The sequence below is a fragment of the Mycolicibacterium hodleri genome, from assembly GCF_025822245.1.
Taxonomy (GTDB): Bacteria; Actinomycetota; Actinomycetes; order Mycobacteriales; family Mycobacteriaceae; genus Mycobacterium; species Mycobacterium hodleri.
The window spans coordinates 59,991-83,000 of record NZ_JACKTL010000033.1 but is presented as its reverse complement, the minus strand read 5'-3'; the positions used below and the strand labels follow the sequence as shown (position 1 = coordinate 83,000).

Sequence of the window (23,010 nt, the reverse complement as noted above, 5' to 3'; positions counted from 1 at the left end):
GACGCCGAGCGGGAGTGAAGGCGTGGGCCCTCAGCGCGACCAGTCGACGCCGAACTCCTCGGCGCCGTCGATCAACCACTCCGCCAGGTAGCGGGCGAAGGACGACCGAACCAGGATTCGGTAGTCGGTCCCGTTGTCGGACAACGGCATCAGCACGACCGCGGCTTGCCCCAGCATCGTCTGCACCGCGGTCCCGGGCCCGAACACGCTGGGGTGCAGGTCGATCGAGCAGCCCTTCGCCAGGACGTCTCGAGCATGGGCGCCGCGCAGCCGCACGGTGGTCCGTTGCGCCGACACGTCGACCGCGGCCCCGCCGTGCTCGACCACCGCGTCGCGCAACCGGGACTCCAACTCCTCGGGGGCCTTGGTGGTCGAGGTGACCAGCCACTCGTCGGGCCCGAACCAGATCACCGTGGTGTCGGCAGCCGTGGCCGTCGTCGACGCGGTGTCGGGCAACGCGGTGACGCCGAGGGCCCGTGCGGCCGCCGAGGCACCGGGACTGGACGGGTCGACCCACAGGTCCACCATCGCAACGAACGGTTCCTCCTGGGCGGCACCCGATTCCGGCATGTGTGCAAACCGTGGTGCGAAGCCTTCGAGGGGGCTGTGTCGGATGAGGCTGTCAGCCATCGCGGCGGGCTCCTTCGGGGTCGACGAGAACGGAACCGGTGACCTCGACCGCCACCAGGGTTCCGTTGACCGGGACACTCAGGGTGTCGCCGATGCGGGCGTGGCCGCCCTTCACCAGGGCGAGTGCGAACGGACGGCCCAGCTCTGCGCTGCGGTAGCTCGACGTGACGTGTCCGAGCATCGGCACCGGTGGCGGAGGCAGCTCGCCGTCCTCGCTGGGCTCGATGATCTGCGCGCCCTCGGGCAACACCGTCTCGGCGTCGACCGGGAGCAGTCCGACGAACTGCTTGCGTAGCGGGTTGAGGTTCTCGCTGCGCGTAAAGGAGCGCTTGCCGATGAAGTCGACCTTCTTCTTCGACACCACCCAGTTCATGCCGAGGTCCTGCGGGGTGATGGTGCCGTCGGTGTCCTGGCCGATGATGGGATAGCCCTTCTCGGCGCGCAGCACGTGCATCGTCTCGGTGCCGTACGGCGTGATCCCGTGACGCTCACCGGCCTCGACGAGCCTCTCCCACACCGCGGTTGCGTGCCAGCCCATCACGTTGACCTCGTAGGCCAGTTCGCCGGAGAAGCTGACGCGACCGACCCGGACGTGCACCCCGTCGAGGGTGGTGTCGCGCCACGCCATGAACGGGAACGCGTCGTTGCCGACGTCGAGATCGGTGAACACCGCGCCGATCACGTCCCTGGACTTGGGGCCAACGACGGGGAAGGTGTGCCACTGCTCGGTCACCGAGGTCAACCGCACCCGTAGGTGTGGCCATTCGGTCTGCAACCACTCCTCCATCCAATCCAGGATGTGGGCCGCGCCACCGGTGGTGGTGAACACCTGGAAGCGGTCCTCCGCGAGGCGCATGACGGTTCCGTCGTCGATGACCATGCCGTCGACGCCGCACATCACGCCGTACCGGATCATCCCAACCTTGAGACTGCTCATCAGGTTGGTGTATAGAAGGTCGAGGAACTGACCGGCGTCCGCACCCTGAACGTCGATCTTGCCGAGGGTGGATCCGTCGAGAATGCCGACTCCGCCTCGCGTGGCGGCACATTCGCGAAGGACGGCGGCGTCCATGTCTTCGCCCGGTAACGGGTAGTAGCGAGGGCGCTTCCACTGGCCCACGTCCTCGAATACCGCACCCCGGGTGACGTGCCAGTCGTGCACGGCGGTGACCCGCTCCGGATCGAACATGTGGCCCCGGTTGCGGCCGGCCAATGCGGCGAAGGCGACCGGCGTGTAGGGCGGCCGGAAGGTGGTGACCCCCAGGTCTTCCGGCCGGCTGCCGAGCAGTGCGGCCGTGATGCCCGACGCGACGACGCCGGAGGTCTTGCCTTGGTCGTGCGCGGTTCCGATGGTGGTGTAGCGCTTGACGTGCTCCATCGAGCGCATGCCCGCGCCCACCGCCCGGACCAGATCGGCGACCGTGGCGTCGCGCTGAAGGTCGACGAACTGACGGGTGGCCGCGGCAGGGGCGGGGACGTACCACAGGACCAGGCTCGGCCCCGGTGTCCGAACGGCATCCGACTCACCCGGTAGCGCTTTCGGCGCGGCGTCGAAACCGAGTGAAGTCAAAGCAGATTCGGCGGCTTGGCGCCCACCGCGCAGGCAGCCCGGCAGGTCGAAGACTCCGGTCGCCGCGCCGACGACGTCGACTCCGTCGAGCTGCTCGTCGGGTACGAAGGCGCCGAGCGCGTCGTCGTAGCGCAGCTTGCCGCGCACTTGGCTGTACAGGTGTACCGCCGGATTCCAGCCACCGCTGACCAGCAGCACGTCGCAGGCCACCGGGTCGTCGACGCCCGAGACGTCCACGTGGGTGACGCGCCCCTCGCCCCGCGTGCCCGTGACCACCGAGCCAAGATGCACGGTGACGTCGCGAGACGTGCACTCCTCGAGCAGGTCTGGCGAGAGGTCCGTCCTCGCGTCGACGACGGCGTTGATCCGCACGCCGGCGTCCTGCAGGTCGAAGGCCGTGCGGTAGGCGCTGTCGTTGGTGGTGAACACGACGGCCTGCTCGCCGACCTTGACGCCGTAGCGGTGCAGGAAGGTCCGTGCGCCGCTGGCCAGCATGATGCCGGGCCGGTCGTTGTCGGTGAACACGATCGGACGCTCGTGGGCGCCCGTGGCGACCACGATCCGACGGGCTCGGATCCGCCAGACCCGTTGTCTGCTAACAGCCGCCGGCGCGTCGACGCCCAGGTGATCCGTGCGGCGTTGCAACGCCAGGACGAAGCCGTCGTCGTAGTGCCCGAAGGCGGTGGTGCGCTGCAGATGCAGGAGGTCCGGGAAGGTGGCCAGTTCTGCCATGGCGTCGTCGACCCACTCCAGCGCGGGCCTGCCGGCCACCGTGTCGGCGCTGCCCAGCAATGCGCCTCCGGCTTCGCTCTGCTCGTCGAGGAGCACGACCCGCGCTCCCGACCGGGCTGCGGTCAGTGCGGCGGACAGTCCAGCCGGGCCCGCCCCGACGACCAGGACGTCGGCGTGGGCGTGCGTGGCGTCGTACGTCGCGGTGTCGGCGATCTCGGCGAGGCGACCCTGACCCGGAATGCCCCGGGCGGCAAGCCCGTCGAAGAGTTCGACGGTGGTGGCCAACAGCATGGGCTCGGGGAACGGGTACTCGATCTGCACCAGGCCGCCGGTGTCCTCGGCCCACGCCGCGGTGAAGCCCCTGGGTCGCCCCAGCTTGATGCTGGTGGTCACCTGGTGAATTCCGTTGGCCAACAGAGCCGATGCGAGCGTGTCGCCGGCGTGCCCGGTCAATTCCCGGTCGTTGAAGACGAAGGTGTGGGTGGTGGTGCGGTCGACGCGGCCGCCGCGTTCGGTACGGAAGGGCGCGGTCATGGGGTGGGCCTCTGCTCGCCGGGTCGGTACACGCCTTGGAATCGGTAGGTGGCCGTGTCGCGGACGGCGTTGAACCAGCGGCGGCAGCCCGCGCTGTGGCTCCAACGCTCCGCGAAGAGCCCCTTGGGGTTCGTGCGGAAGAACACGTAGCGTGCCCATTCCTCGTCGGTCAGCGCCTGCGGGTCGTCGGGGTAGGGGACGTGGGCTTCCCCGCCGTAATGGAACTCGGTCTCCTCACGCGTTCCGCACCAAGGACATTCGATGAGTTGCATGTTCTGCTCCTGTGGGTGATCAGTGCGCGACGGCGGCGGCGCCGTGTTCGTCGACCAGCGCACCGCTGACGAACCGGTCGAGGCCGAACGGAGCGATGAACTCGTGTGGTTCGTCGTTGGCGATGGTGTCGGCCAGACACCACCCGATGCCCGGCGTCGCCTTGAACCCGCCCGTACCCCAACCGGCATTCACGTACAGGTTCTCGTAGGGCGTGCGGCCGACGATCGGAGAGGCGTCGGGACTGGTGTCGACGATGCCGGCCCAGGTGCGCAACAGGTGGGCGCGGGCGAAGACGGGGAACAACTCGACGGCGGCGGCCATCTGGCGTTCGATGATGTGGAATGCCCCGCGCTGGCCGTATCCGTTGTAGGAATCGACGCCGGCGCCCATCACCAATTCGCCCTTGTGTGCCTGGGACACGTAGACGTGCACGGCATTCGACATGACGATGGTCGGATGCACGGGCTCCAGCAGTTCGGAGACCAGGGCCTGAAGGGGATGGCTCTGCAGCGGGGTGCGGATGCCGAGCATGTCGGTCAGCGTCGAGGTGTGCCCGGCTGCGCACAACGCGACCTGGCCTGCGCCGATGTCACCCTGGGTGGTCCGCACCCCGGTGACTCGGTCGCCGTCGGTGACGAATCCGGTCACCTCGCAGTTCTGGATGACGTCGACGCCCGCCTGGTCGGCGCGACGGGCGAAGCCCCATGCGACGTAGTCATGCTTGGCGATGCCGGCCCGCGGTTGATAGGTCGCGCCCATGATGGGATAGCGAATGTCGTTGGACACGTTGACGATCGGGCATAGCTTCTTGACCTCGTCGGGGTCGACCCAGTGGGCGTCGACGCCGTTGAGTTTGTTGGCCTCGACCCGTCGCACGCTGTCGCGCACGTCCTGCAGGCTGTGGGCGAGGTTGAGCACGCCACACTGCTTGAACAGAATCGGGTAGTCCAGGTCGTCCTCGAGCCCTTCCCACAGCTTGAGTGCGTGCTCGTAGATGCGGGTGCTCTCGTCCCACAGGTAGTTCGATCGGATCAGGGTGGTGTTGCGGGCCATGTTTCCGCCGGCGAGCCAGCCACGTTCCAGCACGGCGACGTTGGTGATGCCATGGTTCTTCGCGAGGTAGTGCGCCGTGGCCAGCCCGTGGCCTCCGCCGCCGACGATGACGACGTCGTAGGTCTTCTTCGGTGTCGGTGTGCGCCAGAGGAATTCGGGATGCTCCGGGAGGTGTGCACCGGGCGGCGCGGTCGGGGTCGTCATCGGGCCTTTCTGGAATCCGATTGCACGAATACTGGTATATCAGTTAGCGATGAGGCTAGGATCAAAACGCGTTCGCGTCAACAGATCAACGAAAGAGGCGTCGATGACCGTGTCGGACTACTCGACCGACGGCGTCGACCTGGGCGTCGAGACCAATGCCGACCGGGCGTACGAGGTGATCCGCGAGCGCCTCGTGATGCTCGACATCCGTCCCGGTGAACCCATCAACGACGACCGGATTTCATCGGAACTGGGCTTCGGCCGCACGCCGGTGCGCGAGGCGGTCAAGCGTCTGGAACGCGACCGTCTCGTCGTCGCCTACCCCCGGCGAGGCACGTTCGCCACCGCGGTCGACCTCACCGACCTTGCGGACATCTCCGAGATTCGCAAGCAACTCGAGCCCACCGCGGCCGCCAGGGCCGCCCGCACGGCATCCGCCGAGGCACGCGCGCGTCTCGAGGCCCTGGCGCGGAGCATCGCCACCATCGACGACGGTGACGATCCGCGTGAGGTGTTGCGCCGCGACGTCTACGTGCACCGGGAGATCTATCGCGCGTCGGGCAACCCGCACCTCGAGCAGATCCTGATCACCCTCGACGGCCATGCGACGCGGATCTGGTGCCTGTTCCTGGATCGCCTGCCCGACGTCGCGAGCCACGTGCGAGAGCATGCCGCCCTGCTCGAGGCGATCGTCGCGGGTGACGAGACGGCCGCGGCCGACCTCACGCTGGCCCACGTCACGGGCTTCGAACGGGAGATTCGCGCGCTGCTCTGACGCCCGCCTTGGCCCCCGCCGACTGATATATCATCGGCACGGCACGATCGGCTGGGCTGCCGAGTGCGAGACGTCGTCGTCGAGAGGATCGTGACCTTGGCCATGCTGAACTCGGGGCAGCCGGAGGCCGACCCCGAGAGCACGTCCTTCGCCGATCGCGCCTACCTCGCCATCCGCGACAAGCTGATCATGCTCGACATCCGCCCCAACGAGGCGATCGTCGAAAGCGCCCTGGCGGCCGAACTGCAATTCGGGAGGACCCCCGTCAGAGAGGCCCTCAAGCGGCTGGAAGTCGACCGACTTGTCGTGTCGTATCCGCGCCGGGGCACCTTCGCCACCGGGGTCGACGTCGCCGACCTCCGGCACATCTCGCAGATCAGGGTGAACCTCGAACCCGTGGCGGCACGGACGGCCGCTGAGGCGGCGAGTCCGGCCACCAGAGAGCAACTTTCACGTTTGGCCGACGACACCGATGCGCTCGACGTCGCCGGGATCGACTCCGACGAACTGATGCGGTGGGACCTGGTGGTCCACCGCGCGGTCTACCGGGCCGCGGGGAACCCCCATCTCGAAGACGTCCTCGTGCGGTACGACAACCTCGCGACCCGCATCTTCTGCCTGTTCCTGGATCGGCTGCCGACCGTGGCCACGCACGTGGGAGAACACGCACGGCTCCTGAGGGCCATCGCCGCCGCCGACGGAGACGCGGCCGCGGCGATCGCACTCGAGCACGTCACCGGGTTCGAGGAGTCGGTGCGCGCCGTCATCTGATCTCGTCCGACGCGACCACGACGTTCAGCACTCGACGTAGTTGACCGGCACGTTGACAGCAAGGCCGCCGGTCGAGGTCTCCTTGTACTTCGAATGCATGTCGGCACCGGTGGTCCGCATCGTCTCGATGACCTGGTCCAGGCTGACACGGTGAGTGCCGTCGCCGCGCAGCGCCATCCGGGCCGCATTGATGGCCTTGCCGGCCGAGATGGCATTGCGCTCGATACACGGGATTTGGACGAGCCCCTCGATCGGATCGCACGTCAGCCCGAGGCTGTGCTCCATGGCGATCTCGGCGGCGTTCTCTACCTGTTCGGTTGTGCCGCCCAAGGTTTCGGCAAGGCCGGCCGCCGCCATGGACGCCGCCGAACCGACTTCGCCCTGGCAGCCGACCTCGGCACCCGAGATAGACGCGCGTTCCTTGTAGAGCGAGCCGATCGCGCCGGCGGCGAGCAGGAAGCGGATCGTGGTCTCGTCGCGGTCGCGCCTGCCTGCGGGGGTGTAGTGCATGGCGTAATGCAGCACCGCGGGCACGATCCCCGCGGCGCCATTGGTGGGAGCGGTGACGATGCGTCCACCGGAGGCGTTCTCCTCGTTGACCGCAAGGGCCACCAGGTTCACCCAGTCTTCGGCGAACTCGGGACTCCGCTCGGGATCCTCCTCCTCGAGGCGCTCGAACCAGTCCTTGGCGCGGCGGCGGACTTGCAGCGCGCCCGGCAGGTTGCCGCCCCGCCGGACACCGCGCTGTTCGCACTCCACCATGACGTCGCGGATGTGGAGGAGGCGCGCTCTGATCTCCGCTTCCGGACGGGTGGCGCTCTCGATCTCGAGCATGAGATCGCTTATCTTGCAGCCCTTCTCGTGGCACAGCTCGAGTAGCTGCTTGGCGGAGCCGAAGCTCGAGGGGTGACGGTCGACCTGGCCCGACGCGGTCTCGCGGCTCTCGGCCTCGGTGACGACGAAACCTCCGCCGACGGAGAAGTAGGTCTCGCGATGCAGCTCGGCGTCGGCGCCGTCGCGGGCGGTGATCGTCAGGGCATTCGGATGGAACGGCAGCATCGTCAGGGGCCGCAGGACGAAGTCGTCCTCGGTGAGTGCGATCTCGTGGGTGCCGCCCAGGGCGATGCGGCCGGTGGCACGCATCGCGTCGATGCGCCGCTCCATCTCCTCGGTCTCGAGCTCCTCGGGAACGAGGCCCTGCAGGCCGAGCAGGATCGCCGTCATCGTGCCGTGCCCGGCGCCCGTGGCGGCCAGCGAACCGTAGAGGTCGACGCGGACGTCGGCGGTGGCGCCGAGCGCGCCGAGGGTCGCCAGGTCGGTGACGAATCGTGCCGCGGCTCGCATCGGTCCCACCGTGTGCGAACTCGACGGTCCGATGCCGATCGAGAACAGTTCGAACACGCTGATCGTCATGAGACGGCCCTTCTGAGTTGCCGGTGATGCGTCCTGTGGTCATCCGACTCCGCCGGACGACGAGAAGCAACAGATGGGGTGATCACCAGTTGATATATTACTGCGCCGACGACGGTCCGACCGGGGTCAGTCGAGATCGGGGTGGGCGCGCAGGAAGCCCGCGAAGCCGGGAATGGTGAAGCGGAGCAGACCGCGACCCGCCGACTCGATCAGTCCCCGGTCGATGAGCTCCTGCCGCGGCCGGCTCAGCGCCTCGGAGGAGATGCCGAGGCGGCCGGCGAGGGCCGCCCGCGACACGGGTCGGTCGCCAAGTTCGGCCATGGCGGTGACGACGCGACGCTGCTCCGGGTTGATCTTGGCCATCCGGCTGCGGAACACCGCTGCCATCCGCTGGTCGGCGCGCTCGGCGCCAAGCCGCACGTGAGATTCTTCGACGACGTCGCCCCGCTGCGGTCGCCCCGCTTCCCACGCGGCGTCGCCGATCAGCTGGACGCGGTGGGGATAGCCCGCGGCGGCCTCGATGGCCGCGAGGACGGCCCCGTCGGACCACGACACCCCGAGTTCCTGGGCCGGCAGCCGCAACGCCTCGGCCACCGCGACCTCGCCGAGCAGGCCGATCTCGACGAAGTCGGTGCGTTCCCCGAAGGTCGCGGCCTCCGGGACCGCGCCGAGCAGGGAGGGCAACCCCGCGGCGATGATGGCCACCGGGTAGCCCTCCGGGGCGCCGTCGAAGTGTTGAAGCGCGATGAGGAGAGACCGCCGGTCGGCCAGTTGGGCCTCCTGGAACTCGTCGACGAACACCGCGAGTCCGTGATGATCGTGCTGGCGGGCGAACCTGCCGGCGTCGGCGAGGTTGCGTTCGACGGCAGCCGTCACGCGGGTCCGGTCGGCCGCGACGCCCACCTTCGCGCCCGGAAGTCCCACCTCGACCTGGACCTTGGCGAGGTTCTGCAGGAGCCCCTTGGCCTTCTGACCCGTCGACCGGCGGCCGATCTCCTCGGTCAACGACGCCGCCAAGTCCGGAGCAAGTGCCACGTCGTCGCGGCCGGTGACCCACACCGTGAGGTAGCCCGCCTCGGCGGCCTCGCGTTGGGCTGCCCGGAGCAACGAGGTCTTCCCGAGGCCGCGGGATCCGTAGAACGCCAGCAACGGCCCGCCGGAGCGGCCCAGCATTCGGGTGCGCGCCAAGCGGGTACGGATGGTCTCGAGTTCGGTGCCGCGGCCCGCGAGGTAGACGGGTACCGCGCCGGGGGAGTATGGACTTGGCAGCACAGCTCTCCGTATCGAGTCGTATAGATCAGGAGTGACTATACGCACCGATACGACAACGCGAACCTACTCGGCAATGACCAGCGCCACCAACGGGCTGCTCGCGTTGTCGACCGCCATGACCGACGACGTCGTCGACCTGGTCGGCGCCCGCGTCGTCGAGGCGTTGCGGTAGGGCTGAGCGTCGGCCGCTACACGTCGCCCGAGAAGTCCGCGGTGATCCAGCGGTCGGGCCGCACGGTGAAGAGGGTGTTCGGCGTGTCACCCATCCCCTCGATGAAGGCTCGCCCGCCCTCCTCGCCGAGGTAGCGGATGGCGATGGCCTCCCGCACCTCGAGCGGCGCCGGGGTGGTGGTGTCGACGACCGTGCCTTCGACGACCGCGTACTGGTATGGCGGCTCTTCGCGCTGCACGACCAGCGTCACGACACCGGCTTGCTCGATCAGTCGGCTCTTGCGCGAACCCGTCCCGGTGTTGATTCGGATGTGGCCGTCGGGGGTGTAGTCGTACCAGATCGGGACGCTCGCGGGCGGTCGGCCGTTGTCGGCCGCCACCGACAACACGCCGACTCGCTTATCTTCTAGGAACCGGCGTCGTTCATCTTCGGTGAAGGGCCTCATGGTCGGACCCAACACGTGAACTGGCGCACACTATTCCCTCGGACGCCTACGGCTCCTGCGCACGATGCTGGGCTCAGCGCACCAGAAGTCGGGTCACCGCCCGGTTGAGCCGGCGCCTCGGCCAGCCGGTGGCACCGTCCGCGGCCAGGGCGGCCCGAGCCGCGTTGCGCCCGCAGACGCCGTGCACGCCACCGCCGGGGGAGGCGCCCGCGCTTCCGAGGAACACGTTCTGAAGCGGGGTCTCCGCCCGGCCGAAGCCCGGCGCCGGACGAAAGACGAGCTGCTGAAACAACTGTGAGGTGCCGCCGTTGACGGCGCCCGTGTGCAGGTTGGCGTCACTCGCCTGGAGATCCGACGGGCGTTGCGTCGTCTTGCCGACGACGTGGGCGGCGAACCCCGGCGCGTGCCGCTCCAGGACGTCGTCGACCCGTGTGGCGAGGCGGTCGGCGGAGTCGTCGTCGGCGAGCCCGCGTGGGAGATGGGTGTACGCCCAGGCGCTTTCGGTGCCGGCGGCGGACCGCGTCGGATCCGCCGTCGTCATCTGCCCGAACAACATGAACGGGTTCTCGGGCAGGGTCCGGGTGTTCAGATCGGCCATCCACCGAATCAGCCCGTCGTGGTCGGCGCCCAGATGGACGGTACCGGCGTCGGCCAGGTTCGTCGACCTCCAGGGGATCTTCGCGTCGAGGGCGTAATTGATCTTCAGAACTGGTGTGTCCCAGACGAATCGGTCGAGTCCGCGTCGGATCGACGCGGGCAGCGCGTCGGACGGCAACAACCGCTGGTAGAGCTGCGGTGCCGACGTGTCGGCGACGACGGCCCGGCGGCACCTGATGGTCGCCCCGTCGGCGGTGCGAACGGCGGTGGCGCGGTCACCGCTCAGCTCGATCGAGGCGACGGGCCTGCCGCACTCGACCCGTGCCCCGGCTGACTCGGCTCGGCGGACCAGCGCCGCGGTCAACTCGCCAGCACCGCCGACCGGCACTGGGAATCCGCCGTCCTGCGCCATCATGATGAGCAGGAACCCCATGACGCCGCTGGCCGGGGCGTCGATCGGGACGTCGGCATGCATCGCGTTGCCCAATAGCAGCAGCTGGGCGGCGTCCCCGTCGAACAGGTGGTCCGCCATCACCCCGGCTGGCATCAGCAGGAGGTGCACCAGCCGCAGCGCCTCCGCGGTGCCCAATCCGCGCAGGAGGCTCAGCGGACCGCGCAGCGGCGGAAAGGGCGCGAACAGCGTCTCCAACAACGGCTCTTTGATCTGCTGCCACTGCTCGAACAGGTCGCACCACCGCTGCCCGTCGCCCGGATGATGCCGATCCAATTCCCTTGCGGTGCGGTCGACGTCGCGATGGATCACCGGTGCGTCGGTGTCGGCGGCGTTCCTGGGATGCCCGACGACCGCCGGGGCGTGCGTCCACCGCAGGCCGTGGTCCTCGAGATTCAGCTCGCGCAACGCGGGTGAGGCGACCGAGAGCGGGTAGAAGGCGCTGTAGAGATCGCTCACGTACCCCGGCGTCACCTCGGCGCTCTTGACCGCCCCGCCCGGCTCGGGCTGCGCCTCGAGGACCAGCACGTCCCAGCCGGCGTCGGCCAGGAGGGCCGCGGCGACCAATCCGTTGTGCCCGGCGCCGATCACCACCGCGTCGACGGCGCTACTCGTCATCGTCGGACGCCCGGCGTTCGGCGAGCGCCGCCAGTCGCCAGGTGCACTCCCGGTTGCGCGGGATGGCAGCCGCGAGGGCCACCCGGCTCGGCACCCAGCCCATCGGCATTCCCACGGGCACCTCGGCCATTTCGATGCGGCAGCCGCCGCCGACGTCGAAGAGCCGCAACGTGATCCGCGCCTTGCCAAAAGGCCTTCCCTTGGCCAGCAGCACCAATTGCTCCTGGGGCACGCACTCCAGCACCTCGGTTTGGTCGTCGAGCAGCAGCGGCCATACGCCCACGGAGTGGTGGATGATGCTGCCCACCGCAGGCCAGTCCGGGGACACCGCACGCATGCGACTGTTGCCGACCACCCACTGCGAGTAGGTCCAGCCGTCGGCGATGACGTCCCACACCCGTTGCCGACTGGCCGTCGTCTCACGCTTGACGGTGAGTTGACTCTTGGATTCCGGCGGGTGATGGGTCATGGAGGCTCCTCAGGGTCAGCGACTGTCGTACCCGCCGACGGGGTGGCCAAACCCGTGGACAGCTCGGCCTTCTCCAGTTGGGGACGAGTTCAAGCCCGTCATCATCCGTTGACGATCGTCATCATTCATTGACGGGCTGCACGTGATCAACCAGCGCTGTCACCACAGCCGGAACTCGTGCCACGAGGTTGACTGGGGCGCACGCCCGGTGCCGGCGACGAGTGCACGACCGCGGAGGGGGAGTCGAGTGACCCGACGGTGGAGGCGACCCCGGTCACGTGGGCTCGGACGACGAGCCTGGGTGGTGACCTGGTCCATCCGGCTGGTGTTGTGGACGTTGGGCTTCACGCGTGTCGTTCGAACCACGATCGTGAATGCCGACGTGGTGCCAGCCAAGGGTGCGGTGCTCTTGGCCGCCAATCACACGTCGATGATCGACGTGCTGTTCATCCTCGCGGCACTGCGTCGGGAGGCGATCGCGATGGCGATGGCGGAGCTGTGGAAGTCGCCGCTGACCCGTTGGCTCGTCGAAGTGCTTGGCCAGATCCCCGTCGTCCGTAGAGATTCGGAGTCCGGGAAGCAGGCGATGGAAAGCGCGACGCAGGCGCTACTCGACGGCGCGCTGGTGGGGATCTTTCCCGAGCAGAAGTGCATGCTGCCAGGGGAAGTCGTACCGTACCGGCCGGGCGTCGCGGTGCTTTCCAAGCGCACGGGCGTGCCGATCATCCCGGTTCGTCTGGTGAACGCCAACCGCGTCCTGCCGGTCGGCAAGAAGCTGCCCGACCTCGGGCACTCGGTCTACGTGATCTTCGGCCAGCCCATCGATCCCGACGACTTCGCGTCGGTCCCCGAGCTGCTCGACGAGGTGCACCTGCGCATCACGACGCTGGAGCCTCCGCCCGACGGCGGTCGGTGACACCTCGGCAGGCGGTGACTACCGATCCGCCGTCGACGAGATCTGCGCCATCAGCGATTCCATGTCCGAGACGTCCCACACCTCGGCGAACTTGTCGCCTTCGACTCGGTACAGCGTGAACTCCGACATCCGAACCCGCCGGCCGGTCGCCTCGATCCCGCGGAAGGTGCCCAGGTGGGTTCCTCCCACCCAGAAGTGCAGTGCGAGGAGGTCGCCGTCGACCAGGAGGCTGCGTACCTCCCACTTCCAGTCGGGGAACCCCGCCACCAGCGGAGCGAACTGCTTGACGACCGAATCCGGTTCCATCGGAGCGTCGTTGACCTTGATCGTCGGCGTGTAGAACGCCGTCATGCCCTCGAAGTCGTGCGCGTTGCACAGTTCGAGGTACGCCCGGTAGAGCGATTCGTAGTCGTCGCGCGTGCTCGCCATTCGGCAAGACTAGGCGAACGCCGAGTATTCGTGTTTCCCAGCGGTTTCGGACTCAGTAATCCCACACGGTCGGCACGAAGCGGAAGGCGTTGCCCGCCTCGGCCACGTGACACAGTGACGGGAACGGCAGGTGGGTGGCGACCAACTGCTCACCCGTCGCGGCAAGCTCTGTCAGCAGTCGGACCCGCACCCGGGTCGACTCCTCTGGATCGTGTTCGAACCCGTTCTGCCAGTTGGGGTTTTCGAAGCCTGGCTGGAACACCGCGTCGCCGGCGAACGTCAACGCCTCGCCGCCGGACTCGACGCGGACGATGCTGTGGCCCGGCGTGTGACCACCGGTGCGGCGAATCAGAACCCCGGGCGCCACCTCGTACTCGGTCTCGAACGTTCGTAGCTGACCGCGGTACACGTCGAGGAAGCGGGAGGCGGTCGACCGGAGCACCTCGGGAATGGGGGCCGGCATCACGGTGCGGGAGAAGTCCGGCGCCGCCCAGAAGTCCGCCTCGGCGGCTGCCACGTGGACCCGCAGGTCGGTGCGCAGCCGGCCCCTCAGACCGTCGACGAGCAAGCCACCGATGTGGTCCATGTGCAGGTGGGTGAGCACCACGTCGGTCACGGATGCCGGATCGATCCCCGCGGCGTCCAGACGCATCGACAACTGCCCGGCGCGCGGGAAGCCCGGAAACTCCGATCCCAGACCGGAATCGACGAGGATCGTCTTGTCGGCACTGCGTACCACCGCGACGTTCAGCGGCCAGTCCGTGATCTCCGGAGGCAGGTACATGTCCTTGAGCCACGCCGTCAGGTCGGCGGGGGCGACGTTGGTGGCCAGCGTGGAAGCGGTGATCGGCAACATACCGTCACTGATCACCATCACGTCGACGTCGCCGACCTGAACCGCATACCGCGATGGGACCAACTCGTCGGCTGCCGCCGAACGGGAATGTGAGACGTCGACCAAACTCGTGTACCTACTCCTTGCAGAACGCTCGAGGGGACGGATTCCAGGTGACCCGTCTGCCCCGTCGAACGCCGCACGGCGACGGGATTCATCCGTTGAATGGCAATCGAGGAGAGGTCCGAGACGGCGCGTGTCAGGATCGACGGGTGGCACCACTGCAACGCCCGACACGACGTCCGTCGTGATGCGGCCATGAGCGCGCCACGACGCTTCGCCGATCGCTACGAACTGCGGGAGCTCGTGGGTGTCGGTGGCATGTCGGAAGTGCACCTGGCCCGCGACCTGCGGCTGGATCGCGACGTGGCGGTCAAGGTGCTGCACGCGGACCTGGCCGACGACGCCAGTGTCGGTGCGCGGTTCCGTCGGGAAGCGCAAAAGACGGCCGGCCTGAACCACCGTGGCATCGCGGCCGTGTACGACACCGGTGTGGGGGAGACGGCAACCGGTTCTCCTCTGTACATCGTGATGGAGTACGTCGACGGTCCGACGTTGCGCGACGTCGTCCGCGACCGCGGTGCGATGACTCCGCGGCGAGCGGTCTCGGTGATCGCGGACGTGTGCGAGGCGCTGGAGTTCAGCCATCGACACGGGGTGATCCACCGAGACGTCAAGCCGGCCAACATCATGCTGACCAAGGACGGTGCCGTGAAGGTGGTCGACTTCGGCATCGCCCGAGCGCTCGCCGACGGGGACGGTGGCATCACTCGGACCGGTGCCGTGATGGGAACCGCCCACTACCTGTCGCCCGAACAAGCTCGCGGTGGCCCGGTCGACGCCCGCTCCGACGTCTACTCGGTGGGCTGCGTGTTGTACGAAATGGCCACCGGCCAAGCGCCTTTCAGCGGTGACTCACCCGTGGCGATCGTCTACCAGCACGTCCACCAGGATCCGGGTGCGCCCTCGCGCCGCAACGGCGACCTCACGCCGGCCTTCGACGCGGTGGTGGCCAAGGCGATGGCCAAGGATCCCGACGAGCGCTATCAGTCGGCCGCGGACATGCGCGTCGACCTGATCCGCCTCCAGAACGGAGACGTCCCCTATGCGGCCGCACGACGGCCGGCCGACTCCACGTCGCCGTTGCCCGTGGCCGAGCTTCGCACGATGGTGGCGCCGGACGGGGCCGCACCGGGAAGCAGGCGTCCCCGGTCTCGACGGCTGATGGCAATCGGCATGGTGACGGTGCTCGTCGCGGCAGCGGCGGTGGTCGCAGTCGGCCTCGGCACGGTCGGCTCGACCGACGAGGCGCTCCTCGACGTGCGGGGTCGAACGGTCGCCGACGCCATCGCCGTCCTGCACGACCGTGGTCTGAGCACTCGCGTCGAGAAGAGGGTGCATCCGACGGTGCCCGTCGACCACGTCATCGACACCGACCCGGTGGCAGGGACTGCCGTGGCCGCGGGCTCCGAGATCACCATCGAGGCCTCGACGGGTCCCGGCCCCGACCGGCCCGACGGTGCCCAGCTGGAGGTTCCCGACGTGGCGGCGCTGACCTACGCCGACGCCATACGCGTTCTGACGAATGCGGGCTTCCGGGGGTTCCGCCAGGCGTCGCTGCCGTCGTCCCCGGAGATGACGGACCGCGTGTTGGCCACCAATCCGCCTGCGCGGCGGCGTGCCGAGAGCACGGCCGTCATCACCGTCGTGATGGGCTCGGGCCCCGTCGCGGGCACCCCCTGAGGCGTCAGCGGAAGCGGACCTCGAGCGTGGCCAGACCGAAGATCTTCCTGCCGGCCGACTTGGCGGTGACGATGACGACACCGGTGCGGGTGGCCGGATCCAGCGACTTGATCCGGCCACCGAACTCGATGTCCGCGCCACTGGCGGCGGAGACGATCGCGGGCTGGGAGAGCCTGATCGCGTAGCGGGTGATCGCCGCGGGATCGCCCAGCCACGCAGAGCCGAAGCCGGCGCCCAAACCCATGGTGAGCATGCCGTGGGCGATCACGTCGGGTTGCCCGGCCAGCTTGGCGATGTCCTCGTCCCAGTGCAACGGATTGGCGTCGCCGGACACCCCCGCGTAGTTCACCAGGTCACCGCGGGACAGCCGGGCGTGATGCACCGGAAGCTCGTCGCCGACCGTCACCTCGTCGAAGGACGGCGTCGTCGGCGTGCGGCTGACACCTCCCTCGGAGATTCGAGCCTCGCCGTCGGGCCGCACGGTCTTCTCGTAGGTGGCGCCGGACTCGTCGACCCCGAGGAGGTTGACGTCGTGCATCATCACGCCCTGGATCGCCGGCCTGATCGCCGGGTCGACGTCCTCGCCGGTGACGCCGACGACGGTGGTGTGCAGGGTGTGGACGCGCTCGCCCTCGGCATCGGTGAACGTGTTGGTGACGGTGATCAGGTCCCGACCGGCAATCCGCCGGACCGACGTGAGCTCGACGTCGACCGTCAGCTCGTCACCTGCCACGATCGGCCGGTGCTGCTCGAAGACCTCTTCGGTCTGGAGGTACATGTCGTATCCGATGACCACGGACTCGAACATCCGCTGGTTGCAGGCCATTGCGGGGGTCGACGTGAACGTCAGCGGGGCGACCAGATCCGGGAAGCCCAGTTGCGCGGCAGCGGCGACGTCCCAGTGCGCGGGGTGGTAGTTCTGCACCGCACGGGCGAACTCACGCACCTTTTCGCGGCCGACGAGGTAGGTGCCGTCCGCCTGGTAATGGTGGCCGACTCGGGATTCGAGCTCCGAGGTTTCTGCTGTTGCGGTCATGGATGTGCTCATCTTTTCTATCGGTCAGTTCGCTGGGGGCCGACCATTGCACACTAACGGGCGGGCGGCTCGCCGCCTTCGAGTCCCTCGCGGAGTCGTGCATTCTCGGCCTGCAGGTCCGCCAGCTGACGCCGCAACGGGGCGAGGTGTGGTTCGAGCTCGGCGGCGCTGAACCGCGGGGTGATGTGCTGCTGGCAGTTCCAGTCGAAGGCCTCGACGGTGACCAGGACGGCGCGCTCCACGTCGGCGGCGTAGCCGGGGTCGGCGAAGCTCTCGACGAGGGCCGCGTCGTCGGCGACCGTGACGACGCGGGCATGGCCGAATATCTTCAGCCGGCGCCGCTGGGCGTAGTCGAGGACGATCAGCGCGACTCTGTCGTCGCCACCGACGTTGCCGGTGGTGATGTATTGCAGGTTGCCCCGGAAGTCGGCCCAGCCGATGGTGTGGTCGTCGACGACGCGCAGGAAACCCGGAGGGCCACCGCGGAACTGGACGTACGGCCATCCCGTCTCGCTGACGGAGGCCAGATAGAAGCCGTCCCGTTCGGCGAGATACTCCCGCTCGTCGTCGGTGAGCGCGTCGATCCCGGGAACGGCCTTGCCCTGCACGCGTTTGCGGCCGTAGAAGCCGTCGCTGCCGTGCTCGCGCTGGACGTCGACGACGGCGTCGGTGAACGCGATGGCGCCGTAGTGCTTGCTCACCGGTGTCTCCCTTCGGGGGCCTGGACGTAGTAATTGTGCAGTCCATGGCCGGATTCCGACACACTCGTGAGACATAAGCAGTGGCGGCGTCCAGCGGCGTGTCGTCGCCACCGTTTATGTCGCACCGGGGGAAGCGCGGAGGAAGCGCGGGGACGCGCGGCGGCAACCGGGCCCGAAGGCACGCCCGGTCACCGCCGAGAGGCCAGCAGCCGTTCGACGAGTGCGAGCTCGTGGGTGCTCACCCAGGACGGGTTGGCTTGCTGCGGCGAGCGGAAGACCTCCATCGAGCCGAGGCCCACAATGGGGCTCAGCTCCGCGGCGGTCAACGGTTCGGCGAACAACGGAATGTGGACGGGAACATGTAGCTGACCGTCCTCCATCGTGACTGCTCCCGTGACCCGACCGGATCCCCAGAAGCCGCGTCGAGGGTGGGCGGACACCCAGAACAGGACCTACTGGTCGGGGCGAATGAGCCGGGTCCGGTAGTTGTCGGCGACGCACCAGGACGGCTTGGTCTCACCGGCCGCACGCATCGGCTCGACGTCGGTCTTGCTGGGGTTGCACTTGATCACCCAGGCCCCGAGGGTGTCGAGGGTGACGGCGCGTCCGGGCACGGTTGTCGGCGTCAGGCCGGATCGGGCACGAAATGGGTGTCGGCGCCCGTCTTGAACACCACGTACGCGCGCTTCCACGGTGCGTCGTCGACCAGCCTCCATTCGTGACCGGTACCGGTGTGGTCGACGGCCAAGAGGACGTCGCCCGGGTGGATCGTGAACGACTCGCCACCGACCGTCGTGAACTCCAGCACGCCGGACAGCGTGATGACGTACTGCGGGATCGGATCGTTGTGCCAGTCGAGCGAGGAATGCGGTGCCGTTTCCTTGAACTCGATCGACTCGGCGTCGACCAACTGTCCGCCGGTGATGCTGCCGCGCTCGACGTGGGAGTTGCCGTCAGGACCGGTGTAGAGGCGGTACGCGCGAATCATGGCTGACCCTTCCTTCGATCGGATGATGATGGGTAACGCTATTCCAGGACGTCGTCGTGGAGTTGCTTGGCGAGATCGGTGTTGGAGCGGTAGTCGACGCAGACGTCGATGATGGTCACGCCGGGGGTGCCCAGCGACTCCTTGAAGGCAGTCTCGAAGTCGGCCAGGCCGCTCACGCGGACACCGGTGGCTCCGAATGCCGCCGCGTACTGGGTGACGTCGTAGTCGGCCAGTTGCACGCCCGACGTCCGGCCGTACTTCAGCTCCTCCTGGAAGCCGACCATGTCGTAGGTGTTGTCGCGCATGATCACGTGGGTGAAGCTGAGCCCCAATCGGGTCGCGGTCTCCAATTCCTGTGCGCTGAAGAGGAATCCGCCGTCGCCGGAGATCGACACCACCTGGGTGCCCGGCCGCACCAGGGCGGCCGCCATGGCCCACGGCAGGGCCACCCCGAGGGTCTGTTGACCGTTGGAGAACAGCAGCCGACGGGGCTCGTAGGCGCGAAGGTGCCGGGCGGCGTAGATGTAGTTCGACCCGATGTCGCAGGCGACCGTGGCGTCGTCGTCGACGAGGTCGCGGATCTTGAGTACCAATGCTGCCGGGTTGACCCCGACCTCGGTGTCCGCGTGCGTCGCGGCGGCCTCGTCGATGGCGGCCAGGGCGGCGCGCTTCTCCTCGACGGACGCAGCCGCCGACTCGGACAGGCGAAGGCCCGACAGTTCGGGGATGAGGGCGCGCAGGGTGGCCTCGACGTCGCCACGAAGTTCGAGTGCCGGTTGGTAGTGCACGTCGACGTCCGCGGCGATCTCGTCGAGGTGGATCACGACGCGAGCCGGATCGGAGTTCCACAGCTTGGGGTCGTACTCGACGGGGTCGTAGCCCACCGTCAGGAGGACGTCGGCCTCGTCGAGGAGAACGTCACCCGGTTGGTTGCGGAACAGGCCCACCCGGCCGACGTAGTGACTCTCGAGATCGCGCGAGACGACACCGGCGGCCTGGAACGTCTCGACCACCGGGAGGTCGGTGACGGCGAGCAGGTCCCGGATCGCCGCACAGGCCCGGGGATCGCCACCGCGCATCCCGACCAGGAGGACCGGTCGGTGGGCGCCGCGGATCAGGTCGGCCGCATGCGAAACCCGTTCGGCCGGTGCGGCTCCCAGTGGTGCCACGGGGACGGGGGTGACCACCGCGGCGGTCGGCTCGGCGGCCACGTCCGACGGGATCACCACTGCGGCGGCTCCGCGGGGCACCGTGGTGGCGGCCCGGAACGCGTTGGCCACTGCCTCGGCCGCGTTGTCGGGGTGGGTGACTTCGCCGGTGTACTTGGTGACCGAGGCGAGCATCGCGGCGGCGTTCATCGACTGGTGCGTGCGCTTGAGTCGATCGGCGCGCCCGACGGCCCCGCAGATGGCGATCATCGGGTCCTGCTCGGTGTTCGCGGTCACCAGGCCGGTGGCCAGGTTCGTCGTTCCTGGGCCGGAGGTCACCAGTGCGACACCAGGGGTGCCGGTGAGACGGCCGACGGCGGCGGCCATGAACGCGGCGTTCTGCTCGTGGCGGCACACGATCAGCTGCGGTCCGCCGTCGTCGAGTGCGTCGAATACCGAATCGATCTTGGCGCCGGGGATGCCGAAGATGAACTGAACGCCGTAGGCGGACAGTGTGTCGACCATGCCCTGCGCGGAACGTGTTGAGGGAGAGCTCATCTCATTGCCCTTCTGTGCGACGGATCTGTCCGTCGGCGTCGTCGTCGGAGAGGTTGGCCGCCTCGAACTGCGGTGTCCGGGGCAGGCTGAGGTGAAGATCGGAGCACACGCCCACCTCGACGGTGCCGCGAAGCAAGCGGTAGTCGAGCGCGTGCCCTCCCCGCGCCTGGTCGGCGTCCAGGAAGTGGGCGTGGTAGCCGGCCACCGAGATGCCCTGCACCCACTGCGGCATCCGGAACCCGCCGAGCGTGCCCGACACGTCGGTCATGGTGGCCTCGCCCTGGTCGCGGGTGGCCTCGGTGAACGGCGGGTACGGGGCTTCCTGCTTGCTGACGGTGCGGGTGCGCACGGACGCGAACTCGCCGCGGATGCGGACCGCGACCATCAGGTTGTCGCTTCCCACGCTGGCGTCGACGAGGGCGGTGACGGCCGCGCGATCGGACTCCTCGGTCACCTCGATGGTCCGTTGCGGCCGGAACCGGGTGACCACGGCGAAGGGGACCAATTCGTCGGGGTTGGCCTTGGTGGCACTGCCGTCGGAGCGAAGCTGGTAGCACACCGAGTCGAGCATCAGCATCTCGCCGTCGAGACCGTTGAAGGTGCCGAGCCCAAAGTCGCCGTGAGTCAACAGTTCCCGGATCGTGACGTCACCGTCGTAGACGCCGTCGAGGAGCGCCTCCATCGTCGCGGTCTGGTAGATCTCGTTCGGTTCGGGGGTGTCCGGTGCCATGGCTCAACTCTGGTCGAGGGCCCGGCGCGGGGCGTCGACGGTAGCCCCCAACCCCCGGTGGGGGCTAGCCGGTATGGCACGGCGGATTGCGGGTATGTCCTCGACGTGAAGATCGCAATCGTGGACGACTATCAGGACGTCGCGCTGGCCATGGCCGATTGGTCGGCCCTCGAACGTCGCGCCGAGATCACCGTGTTCGCCGACCACCTCGCCGATCAGGACGACCTGGTGAACCGGCTCGAATCGTTCGACGTCGTCTGCGTGATGAGGGAGCGCACGCCGCTGCCGCGAGAGGTCATCGAACGCCTGCCCCGGCTCAAGCTCATCGCCTCGACCGGTCCTGGCAACGCGTCGATCGACTACGACGCCGCGGCCGACTGCGACGTCGTCGTCACCGACACCGGCTACGACCCCACCTCGACCGTCGAACTGACCTGGGCCCTGATCATGGCCAGTGCCCGTCATCTCGTCGACGAGTGCGGCTCCGTCCGCGCCGGCGGCTGGCAGACCACGGTCGGTCGGCAACTGCGCGGCCAAACCCTCGGCGTCCTGGGTCTCGGCAACATCGGCACGGAGATTGCCCGCATCGGCGCCACCTTCGGGATGAACGTCGTGGCGTGGAGCCAGAACCTGGACGCCGCCACGGCGGAGGAGGCCGGGGCGACGCTGGTGTCGAAGGACGAACTGTTCCGGCAATCCGACACCTTGACCGTCCACCTCAAGCTCGGTGACCGGTCCCGCGGTCTCGTCGGCGCCGACGAACTCGCGCTGATGAAGCCGACGTCCTGGGTGGTGAACACCTCGCGAGGTCCGATCGTCGACGAGGCTGCGCTGATCGAGGCGCTGACGACCCGATCGATCGGTGGCGCCGCGCTGGACGTCTTCGACACCGAACCCCTGCCTACCGACCATCCGTTGCGCTCACTGCCCAACGCGTTGGTCACACCGCACATCGGGTACGTCGAGGAGGAGCTGTACCGCACCTTCTATGGTGACGCGGTCGCGCGCATCACCGAGTGGCTCGACAATACGACGGAAGACTAGCTCCGGCGGGGCAACTGCCCGCCGATGACGCCGAGCAGCGCCAGGTTGTCGTGGCTCGGCGTGCCGGGAGTGGCGGTGTAGACGAGCAGCGAGTGACCCCCGTCGGGATCGGTCAGCACCTGGCACTGCAACTCCAGCTCGCCTAGTTCGGGATGCACGATGTGCTTGTGTTGCTCGTGGGCGACGACGATCTCGTGTCGGCGCCACAGCTCGGTGAATTCGGGACTGCGTTCGAGGAGCGCGTCGCGATACACGACCGCGCGGTCCCGCGTCGCGGGGTTCGTATGGGCCGCGCGCAGACCGGCGGTGAATCCGCGCGAGAGCCGATCGTGGTCCTCGGGACGGTAGCGGTCCCGCCCGTGGGGATCGGCGAACCAGCGGTAGCCGATGCTGCGGTGGAGCCCGGTGTAGCTGGTCAGGTCACCCGTCAGCGCGACCGCGGCCGGGGTCTGGGCCAACGTTTCGCCCAGCGCGGTGACGATCTCGGCGGGAACGTCGTTCAGCCGGTCGAAGATCCGCATCAAGCCGGGGCCGACGTAGTCGACGCTCGCGGCCCGCGACGGGGCGGCGAACCCGGCCAGGGCGAAGAGGTGGTCGCGTTCGTCGAGGGAAAGCCGGAGACCGCGGGCGAGCGCGGCCAGCATCGACGTCGACGGCCGCGGTCCGCGTTGCTGTTCGAGGCGGCTGTAGTAGTCGGCCGACATGTCACTCAGAGCGGCGACCTCCTCGCGACGCAGCCCTGCGGTGCGCCGCCGCCGACCCCGCCCGAGCCCGACGTCCTCGGGTTGCAGCGCCTCGCGCCGGCTCCGCAGGAAGTCGGCCAACTGTTCACGGTCCATGGTC

General features: G+C 68.4%; 24 protein-coding genes. 5 read left to right on the top strand and 19 right to left on the bottom strand.

Annotated features, from left to right (window positions below; translation table 11 throughout):
• Nucleotides 1-30 precede the first annotated feature (30 nt).
• The 4 genes from H7J06_RS12880 to H7J06_RS12865 are packed head-to-tail and all read right to left on the bottom strand — an operon-like array spanning nucleotide 31 to nucleotide 4,996.
• Nucleotides 31-630 carry a sarcosine oxidase subunit gamma gene (locus tag H7J06_RS12880; protein ID WP_264039272.1) on the bottom strand — a complete coding sequence of 200 codons (600 nt, stop codon included), beginning with the start codon at nucleotides 628-630 and terminating at the stop codon, nucleotides 31-33.
• Nucleotides 623-3,466 (bottom strand): glycine cleavage T C-terminal barrel domain-containing protein, encoded by a 2,844-nt coding sequence (locus H7J06_RS12875; protein WP_264039271.1) that lies wholly within the window; start codon nucleotides 3,464-3,466, stop codon nucleotides 623-625. The genes H7J06_RS12880 and H7J06_RS12875 overlap by 8 nt, the downstream gene beginning before the upstream one ends.
• Nucleotides 3,463-3,738 carry a sarcosine oxidase subunit delta gene (locus H7J06_RS12870; RefSeq protein ID WP_264039270.1) on the bottom strand — a complete coding sequence of 92 codons (276 nt, stop codon included), beginning with the start codon at nucleotides 3,736-3,738 and terminating at the stop codon, nucleotides 3,463-3,465. The genes H7J06_RS12875 and H7J06_RS12870 overlap by 4 nt, the downstream gene beginning before the upstream one ends.
• 19 nt (nucleotides 3,739-3,757) lie before the next feature.
• Complete coding sequence (locus tag H7J06_RS12865; RefSeq protein ID WP_264039269.1) at nucleotides 3,758-4,996, bottom strand: sarcosine oxidase subunit beta family protein; 1,239 nt, start codon at nucleotides 4,994-4,996, stop codon at nucleotides 3,758-3,760.
• A 103-nt stretch (nucleotides 4,997-5,099) separates the two neighbouring features.
• On the opposite strand from H7J06_RS12865, the gene H7J06_RS12860 reads away from it, so the two are divergent.
• Nucleotides 5,100-5,771, top strand: a complete 672-nt coding sequence (locus H7J06_RS12860; protein WP_264039267.1) for a GntR family transcriptional regulator — start codon at nucleotides 5,100-5,102, stop codon at nucleotides 5,769-5,771.
• Nucleotides 5,772-5,867: 96 nt separating this feature from the next.
• Nucleotides 5,868-6,542 carry a GntR family transcriptional regulator gene (locus tag H7J06_RS12855; protein ID WP_372515310.1) on the top strand — a complete coding sequence of 225 codons (675 nt, stop codon included), beginning with the start codon at nucleotides 5,868-5,870 and terminating at the stop codon, nucleotides 6,540-6,542.
• Nucleotides 6,543-6,566: 24 nt separating this feature from the next.
• Here the strand turns inward: H7J06_RS12855 and H7J06_RS12850 are convergent, their stop codons facing one another.
• The 5 genes from H7J06_RS12850 to H7J06_RS12830 all read right to left on the bottom strand — a co-directional run bounded on the left by H7J06_RS12850 (nucleotide 6,567) and on the right by H7J06_RS12830 (nucleotide 11,979).
• On the bottom strand, nucleotides 6,567-7,955 hold the full coding sequence (locus H7J06_RS12850) for an L-serine ammonia-lyase (protein WP_264039266.1): 1,389 nt from the start codon (nucleotides 7,953-7,955) through the stop codon (nucleotides 6,567-6,569).
• A gap of 126 nt (nucleotides 7,956-8,081) precedes the next feature.
• Nucleotides 8,082-9,227, bottom strand: a complete 1,146-nt coding sequence (locus H7J06_RS12845; protein WP_264039265.1) for an ATP-binding protein — start codon at nucleotides 9,225-9,227, stop codon at nucleotides 8,082-8,084.
• A 188-nt stretch (nucleotides 9,228-9,415) separates the two neighbouring features.
• Nucleotides 9,416-9,844 (bottom strand): pyridoxamine 5'-phosphate oxidase family protein, encoded by a 429-nt coding sequence (locus tag H7J06_RS12840; protein WP_264039264.1) that lies wholly within the window; start codon nucleotides 9,842-9,844, stop codon nucleotides 9,416-9,418.
• Between the two features lie 73 nt (nucleotides 9,845-9,917).
• The gene (locus H7J06_RS12835) at nucleotides 9,918-11,510 is read right to left on the bottom strand and encodes a phytoene desaturase family protein (RefSeq protein WP_264039263.1); all 1,593 of its coding nucleotides are present in this window, start codon (nucleotides 11,508-11,510) and stop codon (nucleotides 9,918-9,920) included.
• Nucleotides 11,500-11,979, bottom strand: a complete 480-nt coding sequence (locus tag H7J06_RS12830; RefSeq protein ID WP_264039262.1) for an SRPBCC family protein — start codon at nucleotides 11,977-11,979, stop codon at nucleotides 11,500-11,502. Before H7J06_RS12830 ends, H7J06_RS12835 begins: the two co-directional genes overlap by 11 nt.
• Nucleotides 11,980-12,283: 304 nt before the next feature.
• Here H7J06_RS12830 and H7J06_RS12825 point away from each other — a divergent pair, with 304 nt between their 5' ends.
• Nucleotides 12,284-12,895: a lysophospholipid acyltransferase family protein gene (locus H7J06_RS12825; RefSeq protein WP_264039261.1), complete on the top strand. Its 612-nt coding sequence runs from the start codon at nucleotides 12,284-12,286 to the stop codon at nucleotides 12,893-12,895.
• An 18-nt stretch (nucleotides 12,896-12,913) separates the two neighbouring features.
• Here H7J06_RS12825 and H7J06_RS12820 read toward each other — a convergent pair whose 3' ends face one another.
• Both H7J06_RS12820 and H7J06_RS12815 read right to left on the bottom strand, forming a co-directional pair.
• Nucleotides 12,914-13,324, bottom strand: coding sequence for an ester cyclase (locus H7J06_RS12820; RefSeq protein ID WP_264039260.1), 411 nt, complete (start codon nucleotides 13,322-13,324; stop codon nucleotides 12,914-12,916).
• Between the two features lie 52 nt (nucleotides 13,325-13,376).
• On the bottom strand, nucleotides 13,377-14,285 hold the full coding sequence (locus H7J06_RS12815; RefSeq protein WP_264039258.1) for an MBL fold metallo-hydrolase: 909 nt from the start codon (nucleotides 14,283-14,285) through the stop codon (nucleotides 13,377-13,379).
• A gap of 192 nt (nucleotides 14,286-14,477) precedes the next feature.
• On the opposite strand from H7J06_RS12815, the gene pknB reads away from it, so the two are divergent.
• Nucleotides 14,478-15,962 carry a Stk1 family PASTA domain-containing Ser/Thr kinase gene (pknB, locus tag H7J06_RS12810; protein ID WP_264039257.1) on the top strand — a complete coding sequence of 495 codons (1,485 nt, stop codon included), beginning with the start codon at nucleotides 14,478-14,480 and terminating at the stop codon, nucleotides 15,960-15,962.
• 4 nt (nucleotides 15,963-15,966) lie between these two features.
• Here the strand turns inward: pknB and H7J06_RS12805 are convergent, their stop codons facing one another.
• The 7 genes from H7J06_RS12805 to budA form a co-directional block, all read right to left on the bottom strand.
• Nucleotides 15,967-16,998: a fused (3R)-hydroxyacyl-ACP dehydratase subunits HadA/HadB gene (locus H7J06_RS12805; RefSeq protein ID WP_264039256.1), complete on the bottom strand. Its 1,032-nt coding sequence runs from the start codon at nucleotides 16,996-16,998 to the stop codon at nucleotides 15,967-15,969.
• A gap of 53 nt (nucleotides 16,999-17,051) precedes the next feature.
• Nucleotides 17,052-17,699, bottom strand: coding sequence for a pyridoxamine 5'-phosphate oxidase family protein (locus tag H7J06_RS12800; protein ID WP_264039255.1), 648 nt, complete (start codon nucleotides 17,697-17,699; stop codon nucleotides 17,052-17,054).
• 188 nt (nucleotides 17,700-17,887) lie between these two features.
• Complete coding sequence (locus tag H7J06_RS12795) at nucleotides 17,888-18,079, bottom strand: hypothetical protein (protein ID WP_264039254.1); 192 nt, start codon at nucleotides 18,077-18,079, stop codon at nucleotides 17,888-17,890.
• Between the two features lie 72 nt (nucleotides 18,080-18,151).
• Nucleotides 18,152-18,313 (bottom strand): hypothetical protein, encoded by a 162-nt coding sequence (locus H7J06_RS12790; RefSeq protein ID WP_264039253.1) that lies wholly within the window; start codon nucleotides 18,311-18,313, stop codon nucleotides 18,152-18,154.
• A gap of 11 nt (nucleotides 18,314-18,324) precedes the next feature.
• Nucleotides 18,325-18,687, bottom strand: a complete 363-nt coding sequence (locus H7J06_RS12785; RefSeq protein WP_264039252.1) for a cupin domain-containing protein — start codon at nucleotides 18,685-18,687, stop codon at nucleotides 18,325-18,327.
• 38 nt (nucleotides 18,688-18,725) lie between these two features.
• Nucleotides 18,726-20,393, bottom strand: a complete 1,668-nt coding sequence (alsS, locus tag H7J06_RS12780; protein ID WP_264039251.1) for an acetolactate synthase AlsS — start codon at nucleotides 20,391-20,393, stop codon at nucleotides 18,726-18,728.
• 1 nt (nucleotide 20,394) lies between these two features.
• Nucleotides 20,395-21,123: an acetolactate decarboxylase gene (budA, locus tag H7J06_RS12775; RefSeq protein WP_264039250.1), complete on the bottom strand. Its 729-nt coding sequence runs from the start codon at nucleotides 21,121-21,123 to the stop codon at nucleotides 20,395-20,397.
• A gap of 105 nt (nucleotides 21,124-21,228) precedes the next feature.
• Between budA and H7J06_RS12770 the strand changes: the two genes are divergently transcribed.
• Complete coding sequence (locus H7J06_RS12770) at nucleotides 21,229-22,167, top strand: D-2-hydroxyacid dehydrogenase family protein (RefSeq protein WP_264039248.1); 939 nt, start codon at nucleotides 21,229-21,231, stop codon at nucleotides 22,165-22,167.
• On the opposite strand, the gene H7J06_RS12765 is transcribed toward H7J06_RS12770, so the two are convergent.
• The gene (locus H7J06_RS12765; protein ID WP_264039247.1) at nucleotides 22,164-23,006 is read right to left on the bottom strand and encodes a helix-turn-helix transcriptional regulator; all 843 of its coding nucleotides are present in this window, start codon (nucleotides 23,004-23,006) and stop codon (nucleotides 22,164-22,166) included. The two genes, H7J06_RS12770 and H7J06_RS12765, sit on opposite strands and share 4 nt — an antisense overlap.
• Nucleotides 23,007-23,010: the final 4 nt, after the last annotated feature.

Bases quoted from the DNA above. Each gene is read 5' to 3' on its own strand.
- H7J06_RS12880 (WP_264039272.1), bottom strand. From the start codon at position 630: ATGGCTGACAGCCTCATCCGACACAGCCCCCTCGAAGGCTTCGCACCA.
- H7J06_RS12875 (WP_264039271.1), bottom strand. From the start codon at position 3,466: ATGACCGCGCCCTTCCGTACCGAACGCGGCGGCCGCGTCGACCGCACC.
- H7J06_RS12870 (WP_264039270.1), bottom strand. From the start codon at position 3,738: ATGCAACTCATCGAATGTCCTTGGTGCGGAACGCGTGAGGAGACCGAG.
- H7J06_RS12865 (WP_264039269.1), bottom strand. From the start codon at position 4,996: ATGACGACCCCGACCGCGCCGCCCGGTGCACACCTCCCGGAGCATCCC.
- H7J06_RS12860 (WP_264039267.1), top strand. From the start codon at position 5,100: ATGACCGTGTCGGACTACTCGACCGACGGCGTCGACCTGGGCGTCGAG.
- H7J06_RS12850 (WP_264039266.1), bottom strand. From the start codon at position 7,955: ATGACGATCAGCGTGTTCGAACTGTTCTCGATCGGCATCGGACCGTCG.
- H7J06_RS12840 (WP_264039264.1), bottom strand. From the start codon at position 9,844: ATGAGGCCCTTCACCGAAGATGAACGACGCCGGTTCCTAGAAGATAAG.
- H7J06_RS12835 (WP_264039263.1), bottom strand. From the start codon at position 11,510: ATGACGAGTAGCGCCGTCGACGCGGTGGTGATCGGCGCCGGGCACAAC.
- H7J06_RS12830 (WP_264039262.1), bottom strand. From the start codon at position 11,979: ATGACCCATCACCCGCCGGAATCCAAGAGTCAACTCACCGTCAAGCGT.
- H7J06_RS12820 (WP_264039260.1), bottom strand. From the start codon at position 13,324: ATGGCGAGCACGCGCGACGACTACGAATCGCTCTACCGGGCGTACCTC.
- pknB (WP_264039257.1), top strand. From the start codon at position 14,478: ATGAGCGCGCCACGACGCTTCGCCGATCGCTACGAACTGCGGGAGCTC.
- H7J06_RS12805 (WP_264039256.1), bottom strand. From the start codon at position 16,998: ATGACCGCAACAGCAGAAACCTCGGAGCTCGAATCCCGAGTCGGCCAC.
- H7J06_RS12795 (WP_264039254.1), bottom strand. From the start codon at position 18,079: ATGGAGGACGGTCAGCTACATGTTCCCGTCCACATTCCGTTGTTCGCC.
- H7J06_RS12785 (WP_264039252.1), bottom strand. From the start codon at position 18,687: ATGATTCGCGCGTACCGCCTCTACACCGGTCCTGACGGCAACTCCCAC.
- alsS (WP_264039251.1), bottom strand. From the start codon at position 20,393: ATGAGCTCTCCCTCAACACGTTCCGCGCAGGGCATGGTCGACACACTG.
- budA (WP_264039250.1), bottom strand. From the start codon at position 21,123: ATGGCACCGGACACCCCCGAACCGAACGAGATCTACCAGACCGCGACG.
- H7J06_RS12765 (WP_264039247.1), bottom strand. From the start codon at position 23,006: ATGGACCGTGAACAGTTGGCCGACTTCCTGCGGAGCCGGCGCGAGGCG.